This window comes from Streptomyces niphimycinicus, assembly GCF_018883605.1.
GTDB classification, from domain to species: Bacteria; Actinomycetota; Actinomycetes; order Streptomycetales; family Streptomycetaceae; genus Streptomyces; species Streptomyces niphimycinicus.
In genome coordinates, this window is sequence record NZ_JAHLEM010000861.1 from 1 (window position 1) to 7253 (window position 7253).

Annotated in this window: 3 protein-coding genes and 1 pseudogene; 2 read left to right on the forward strand and 2 right to left on the reverse strand. The window is 70.8% G+C overall.

What is annotated here, in order from left to right:
* Window positions 1-356: pseudogene (locus KN815_RS44310) on the reverse strand (hypothetical protein); the annotation flags it as partial.
* 150 nt (window positions 357-506) lie between these two features.
* Here KN815_RS44310 and KN815_RS44315 point away from each other — a divergent pair.
* Complete coding sequence (locus KN815_RS44315; RefSeq protein WP_216347421.1) at window positions 507-1898, forward strand: mercuric reductase; 1392 nt, start codon at window positions 507-509, stop codon at window positions 1896-1898.
* Between the two features lie 27 nt (window positions 1899-1925).
* Here the strand turns inward: KN815_RS44315 and fumC are convergent, their stop codons facing one another.
* The gene (gene fumC / locus KN815_RS51965) at window positions 1926-5084 is read right to left on the reverse strand and encodes a class II fumarate hydratase (RefSeq protein ID WP_308403706.1); all 3159 of its coding nucleotides are present in this window, start codon (window positions 5082-5084) and stop codon (window positions 1926-1928) included.
* A 334-nt stretch (window positions 5085-5418) separates the two neighbouring features.
* Between fumC and KN815_RS44330 the strand changes: the two genes are divergently transcribed.
* Window positions 5419-7253, forward strand: a 1835-nt coding sequence (locus KN815_RS44330; protein WP_216347422.1) for a thioredoxin domain-containing protein, incomplete at its 3' end; no start/stop codon positions are given.

Below are 7253 nucleotides of genomic sequence, written 5' to 3' on the forward strand. Positions count from 1 at the left end.
GTCACGCCCGCGCCCAGCGCCGTGCCCGCCGAGGTGCCATAGGTGAGATCCGCGCCGAAGGCCGCCGCCGCGGCGACCGTCGCGGCCAGCGCCGGAGTGCCGAGCTGGCCGCGCGACAGCCGCTCCGAGAGCGGTCTGCTGCCCGCGTCGGACTCGTCCAACGCGCGCACATACGCCCCGTACTCCTCCGCGGCGGTCGCGGCCATCTCATCCAGCGCGCCCCGCGCCCGGCTGAGCAGCACCCCGCCATCGGTGCGCCCGCCCGAGCGGCGCACCTCCTCCTCCACGGCCCGCGACAGCAGCCGCTCGACCTCCGTCCGGTGGCTGTCCCGCAGCACCGCCAGTGAGCCCGGCATGTGATCCCCCTCTTGCAGCAGTGCCCTCAGTCTTCCGTTTCTGGCTCTTATCCGGCAGTCCTGTGGATAACTCCCCTGTGGACAACTTCTCCTGTCCCGCCGCCGACCACTCTCGGTGCGTGCATCAGTGCGAAGGGTTACGATCGCCGTGTGGTAGACGAGAGCTATGACGTGATGGTGATCGGGACCAGCCAGGGCGGCCGGTTCCTGCCCATCGATCTCGCGAAGGCGGGCAGGAAGGTGGCGCTCGTCGAGCGCGGCCACCTGGGCGGCGTCTGCGTGAACTCCGGGTGCACCCCGACCAAGACCATGGTCGCCAGCGCACGCGCCGCCCACCAGGCACGGCGCGGCGCGGAGTACGGCGTGCGGACCGGCTCGGTGTCGGTCGACCTCGCCGCCGTGCGGGAGCGCAAGCGGGCGATGGTCGCGGGCGCGCGGGAGAACTACGCGAGCCGTCTGCCGCAGGACGGGCTCGACCTGGTCGAGGGCGAGGCCCGTTTCACGGGGCCCAAGACGGTCGAGATCGCCCTGCCGGACGGCGGGACGCGGGAGATCGGCGCGCCGGTGATCGTCATCGACACGGGCACCCGGCCCAGGCAGCTCACCATCAGCGGTGCGCAGAGCGTCCCCGTCCTGGACTCCACGTCGATCATGGAGCTGGGCGAGCTTCCTGATCACCTGATCATCCTCGGCGGCGGCTACATCGGGCTCGAGTTCGGCCAGATGTTCCGCAGGTTCGGCAGCGAGGTCACGATCGTCCAGACCGGCCCTCGCCTGTTGACGCGCGAGGACGATGACGTATCCGACGAGGTCGCGGCCCTCTTGCGCGACGACGGGATCACGGTCCTGACGTCGGCGAGGCCGGAACGGGTCGAGGAGGCGGGCGGCGGGCGGGTGCGGCTGACCGTGCGCACGCCGGACGGTGAGCGCCAGGTCGAGGGCTCCCACCTGCTGTCGGCCATCGGCCGCGTCCCCAACACGGAGGCGCTCACGCCGGTGGCGGCCGGCATCCGGCTGAGCGACAACGGCTTCATCGAGGTCGACGAGTACCTGGAAACCTCCGTCCCCGGCGTCTACGCCATGGGCGATGTCAAGGGCGGCCCGGCCTTCACCCACCTCTCCTTCGACGACTACCGGATCCTGCGCGCCAACCTGCTCGGCCGGGGGAAGGTGAGCACGCGGGACCGGATCGTCCCGTACACCGTGTTCATGGACCCGCAGCTCGGCCGCGTCGGCATGACCGAGCGACAGGCCGCGGAGCAGAACCGCTCGGTCCGCGTCGCCAAGCTGCCGATGAGCGCCGTCATCCGGGCCCTCGAGACGGGGGAGACGCGCGGGTTCATGAAGGCGGTCATCGACGCGGACACCCAGCAGATCCTCGGCGCCGCCGTGCTCGGCGTGGAAGGCGGCGAGATCATGACGATCATCCAGGTCGCCATGCTGGGGCAGCTTCCGTACACCGCCATGGCGAACGCCGTCTTCACGCATCCGCTGCTGGCAGAGGGCCTGAACAGCCTCTTTATGAGCCTCGACGCTCAGTGACTCGATCCCCAGTAGAGAGGTGAGGGATCAGGTGCGCTTGTCGTCGGACCGCTTGTCGTCGGTCCGGTCGAGCCCCAGGTCGCTTCGGGGGCGGCCGACCATGGTGCTGGGGTCGGCGAGGCGGTCGAAGTCGGCGGCGGTGACGCCCGAGGCGAGGGCGGCCTCGCGCAGGGTGGTGCCCTCGTCGTCGGCCTTGTGCGCGATCGCGGATGCCTTGTCGTAGCCGATGGTGGGACTGAGCGCGGTGACGAGCATGAGCGACTGGTCCACGTACCCGTCGATCGTGGGGCGGTCGAGTTCGGTGCCCTCGACGCTGTAGCGGCGCAGCTTCTCGCAGGCGTCGCCGAGGATCCGGGCCGAGTGCAGCACGTTGTTGATGACGATCGGGCGCATGGCGTTGAGTTCGAAGTTGCCCTGTGCCCCCGCGGAGGCGATGAGCGCGTCCTCCCCAAGAACCTGGAGGCAGACCATGACCATGGCCTCCTGCTGGGTGGGGTTGACCTTCCCGGGCATGATCGAGGAACCGGGCTCATTGGCGGGCAGCCTCAGTTCATGCAGCCCGGCGCGGGGTCCGGAGGCCAGCCAGCGCATATCGTTGGCGATCTTCATCAGGGCGACGGCCAGACCGCGCAGCCCGGCGCTGACCGCGACCATCGCGTCCAGTGAGCCCTGGGCCGCGAACTTGTTGGGCGTGGTGACGAAGGGATGGCCGACCAGCTCGGCGAGCTGCGCGGCGATCTGCTCGCCGAACCCTTCGGGAGCGTTCAGGCCGGTGCCCACAGCGGTGCCACCGGCGGCGAGCTGGTGGACGGCATGGAGACTGTCGGCCAGCCTGGTGCGCGCATCGTCCAGTTGTGTGGCCCAGCCCGACCATTCCTGTCCGACGGTGAGCGGGGTGGCGTCCTGGAGATGGGTGCGGCCGATCTTGACGACGTCCACCCATGCCTCGGCCTTGGTGCGGATCGCCTGGGTGAGCCGGTCGACCTGGGGCAGGAGATGCCCGGTGACCTCGAGCACGGTGGCGATGTGCATCGCGGTGGGGAAGGTGTCGTTGGACGACTGGCCCATGTTGACATGGTCGTTGGGATGCACGGGGTGCTTGGAGCCGAGGGTGCCGCCGAGCAGTTCGCCGGCCCGGTTGCCGATCACCTCGTTGACGTTCATGTTCGACTGGGTGCCCGAGCCGGTCTGCCATACGTACAGCGGGAACTCCGCGTCCAGGTCACCGGCGATGACCTCGTCGGCGGCCTGGATGATCGCGGCGGCGCGCCGCTCGTCCAGGCGGCCCGCGCGCTGGTTGACCATGGCGGCGGCCTTCTTGACATAGCCGTAGGCGTGATAGACGGCCTTGGGCATATGGTCGTCACCGATGGAGAAGTGGATCAGGGAACGCTGAGTCTGGGCGCCCCAGTAGTGCTCGGCGGGCACCTCGATCCGGCCCATCGAGTCGCTCTCGATACGGGTGCCGGTGGGCGTGGTCCGCTCCGCGGCCGTCGTCGTCCCACGGCCTGTGGCGGAGTGGTCGGCGTATTCGGGCTGCCACATCGCCTGCTGCACGGCCTGCACGACGTCATCGATCCTGGCGCGGGCGACACCCTCCTCGAGTGCCTGGCGTACGACGGCGACCGCGACGGTGGCGGAGGAGGCCCGGAGGTTGGCCACCCCGGGGAGCAGCGACGCGCCGGGGGTGGTGGTGTCTACCAGGCCGGCGACCGCCTCGGCCGCGGCGCGGATCATTCCGGGGGTGACGTGCCTCGCGCGGGAGACCACGGTGCCCAGGCCGAGGCCGGGGTAGACCAAGGCGTTGTTGGCCTGCCCGATCTTGTAGTCGACGCCCTGGTACGGCACCGGATCCCACGGGGTGCCGGTGCCGATCAGCGCCCGGCCCTCGGTCCAGTGGATGAGGTCGGCGGGGTGGGCCTCGATCTTCTCGGTCGGGTTCGAGAGCGGGAAGATCAGCGGCCGGTCGACATGCGCGGCCATCTTCCGGATGATCGGCTCGGTGAAGGTGCCACCAGCCGTCGAGGTGCCGATCAAGATGGTCGGGTGTACCTCGGCCACCGTGGTGGCGAGGGAGATCCGGCCTTCGCCGTCCCGTTCGTAGCTCTTGGCCTCGCCCGCCGACCGGGCGAACGGGGTCTGGAAGTCGCGTAGATCCTTCATGTCGTCCAGCAGCAGGCCCTGCCGGTCGACCAGCCAGATCTGCTGGGCCGCCGTCTCCTTACGGGCGCCGGCGCGGACCATCGCGTCGCGGATCTGGTCGGCGATGCCCACTCCGGCGGTACCGGCGCCGAAGACGACCACCCGCTGCTCGGCCAGCGGTGTGCCCGCCGTCCGTACGCCGGCCAGGACGGCGGCCAGGGTGATCGCGCCGGTGCCCTGCATGTCGTCGTTGAAGACGCAGGCCCGGTCCGCGTACTCCAGCAGAATCCGGCGCGCGTTGGACGGGCCGAAGTCCTCGAAGTGCAGCAGCGCCTTCGGGAAGCGCCGCGAGGCGGCCGTGACGTAGGCGTCGATGAGCCGGTCGTACGCCTCGGCGTGGTTGCGGGAGTGCCGCAGCCCGACATACATGGGGTCGTTGAGCAGGGTCTCGTTGTCGGTGCCGACGTCGAGCATGACCGGGATGACCCGGGCCGGGTCGATGCCCGCGGCCGCCGTGTAGACGGCGAGCTTGCCCTGTGAGATCCCCATGCCGTTGCTGCCCCAGTCGCCGATGCCGAGGATCTCCTCGGCGTCCGTGGCCACCAGCAGGTCGACATCGTCGGCACCGAGCCCGAGGTTCGCGAACGCGGCCTCCACGGAGCCGGGATCGTCCACCGACAGATACACGCCGCGCGGACGCTGGTACTCATGGCTGTACTGCTCGATGGCCTGCCCGACCACCGGGTCGTACACGATCGGCAGCATCTCGGGCAGATGATCGACGAGCAGTTTGTAGTACAGCGTCTCGTTGCGGTCCCGCAGCGCTTCCAGGAACGTGTTCTGCGCCAGCGGCGTCGGCTGTGCCATGAACTGCTCGTACGCGCGCACCGCCTGCTGCTCTTCCGACAGCACTCCCGGCGGCACCAGACCGGTCAGCCCGAACTGCGTGCGCTCCTCCTCCGTGAACGCGGTCCCGCGATTGCGGATCGGGTCACGCAGCACGGCTACCCCTCCGGAGCCGCGCATCCTCTTGTCCGTGCTCATGGCTTTCCATCCTTCTCGAACGGCCGTCGTTCGGACTGATCCGTGCAGTCCTGACTCCCGGCTCCGCCCCGCCGCGAACCCCACACACGGGGAGCAAAACCCCACATATCCATCCTCGCGCCGCTGGGCCATATGCGCCCACTCCGCGCTCCCGGCCGCACCCCGGCCGCACCCCGGCCACACGCCCGGCCGCGCTCATAGGCTTGCCGCCTTCCGCATCCCCACGCGGGGTGGACCGGCGGAGTCCGCTCCGGTCCGCGGTGGACTCGGGGGCCTCCTGACCGCGCCCTGTGGATAACTTCGTCTGCCTCGCAAGGTGGGGGAGGATGGACCCATGCCGAACCGCCTGGCGCACGAGACGTCCCCCTACCTGCTTCAGCACGCCGAGAACCCGGTCGACTGGTGGCCGTGGTCGGACGAGGCGTTCGAGGATGCGCGCCGCCGCGGGGTGCCCGTGCTGCTGAGCGTCGGCTATTCGAGCTGCCACTGGTGCCATGTCATGGCGCATGAGTCGTTCGAGGACAAGGAGACCGCCGACTATCTCAACGCCCACTTCGTCTCCGTGAAGGTCGACCGCGAGGAGCGGCCGGACGTCGACGCGGTGTATATGGAGGCGGTGCAGGCCGCGACCGGGCAGGGCGGCTGGCCCATGACGGTCTTTCTGACCCCCGAGGCCCAGCCGTTCTACTTCGGTACGTACTTCCCGCCCCGGCCCCGGCCCGGTATGCCGTCCTTCCGGCAGGTGCTGGAGGGGGTGAGTGCCGCCTGGACGGACCGCCGCGAGGAGGTGCGGGACGTCGCCGGGCGGATCGTGGAGGATCTGGCGCAGCGCACCGGGATCGCGCTGGGCTCGGATGCGCCCGCGCCGCCCGGCGAGGAGGATCTGCATGCCGCGCTCATGGGGCTGACCCGCGAATTCGACGCCACGCGGGGCGGTTTCGGCGGTGCGCCGAAGTTTCCGCCGTCCATGGCGCTGGAGTTCCTGCTGCGCCACCACGCCCGCACCGGCTCCGAGGGCGCGTTGCAGATGGTGTCGGCCACCTGCGAGGCGATGGCCCGCGGGGGTATCTACGACCAGCTCGGCGGCGGTTTCGCCCGCTATTCCGTCGATGCCGGCTGGACCGTGCCGCACTTCGAGAAAATGCTGTACGACAACGCGCTGCTGTGCCGGGTCTACGCCCATCTGTGGCGTGCCACCGGCTCGGACCTCGCGCGCCGTGTCGCCCTGGAGACGGCGGACTTCATGGTCCGTGAGCTGCGCACCGCACAGGGCGGCTTCGCCTCAGCGCTGGACGCCGACAGCGACGACGGCACCGGCAGGCATGTCGAGGGCGCGTACTACGTATGGACGCCCGAGGGGCTGCGCGAGACGCTGGGGGAGGCCGACGCGGAGTTCGCCGCCGGGTATTTCGGCGTGACCCAGGAGGGCACCTTCGAGCAGGGAGCCTCCGTGCTCCAGTTGCCCGACGGGGAGCGGCCGGCGGACGCGAGCCGAGTCGCCTCCGTGCGGGAGCGGCTGCTGGCCGCCCGGGAGCTGCGGGCCCGCCCCGGCCGCGACGACAAGATCGTCGCTGCCTGGAACGGGCTGGCCGTCGCGGCTCTCGCCGAGACCGGCGCCTATTTCGACCGCCCCGACCTGGTGGACGTCGCGACCGAGGCCGCCGAGCTGCTGATGCGCCTGCACATGGACCAGCGCGGGCGGCTGGCCCGCACCTCGCTGGACGGCACCGCGGGCGGCCACGCGGGTGTGCTCGAGGACTACGCGGATGTGGCCGAGGGCTTCCTCGCCCTGTCCGCCGTCACCGGCGACGGTGCGTGGGTGGACTTCGCCGGGCTGCTCCTGGACACCGTGCTGACCCGGTTCACCGCCGAGGACGGCACGCTGTTCGACACCGCCGATGACGCCGAGGCGCTCATCCGCCGCCCCCAGGACCCGACGGACAACGCGGCGCCGTCCGGCTGGACGGCCGCCGCCGGGGCCCTGCTGTCCTACGCCGCCATCACCGGCAGCTTCCGCCACCGGGAGGCCGCCGAGCGCGCCCTCGCCGTGGTGCGGGCCCTCGGCTCCCGGGTGCCCCGTTTCATCGGCTGGGGCCTGGCGGTGGCCGAGGCCCGGCTCGACGGGCCGCGCGAGGTGGCCGTGGTCGGCCCCGGCGACGACCCGGCGAC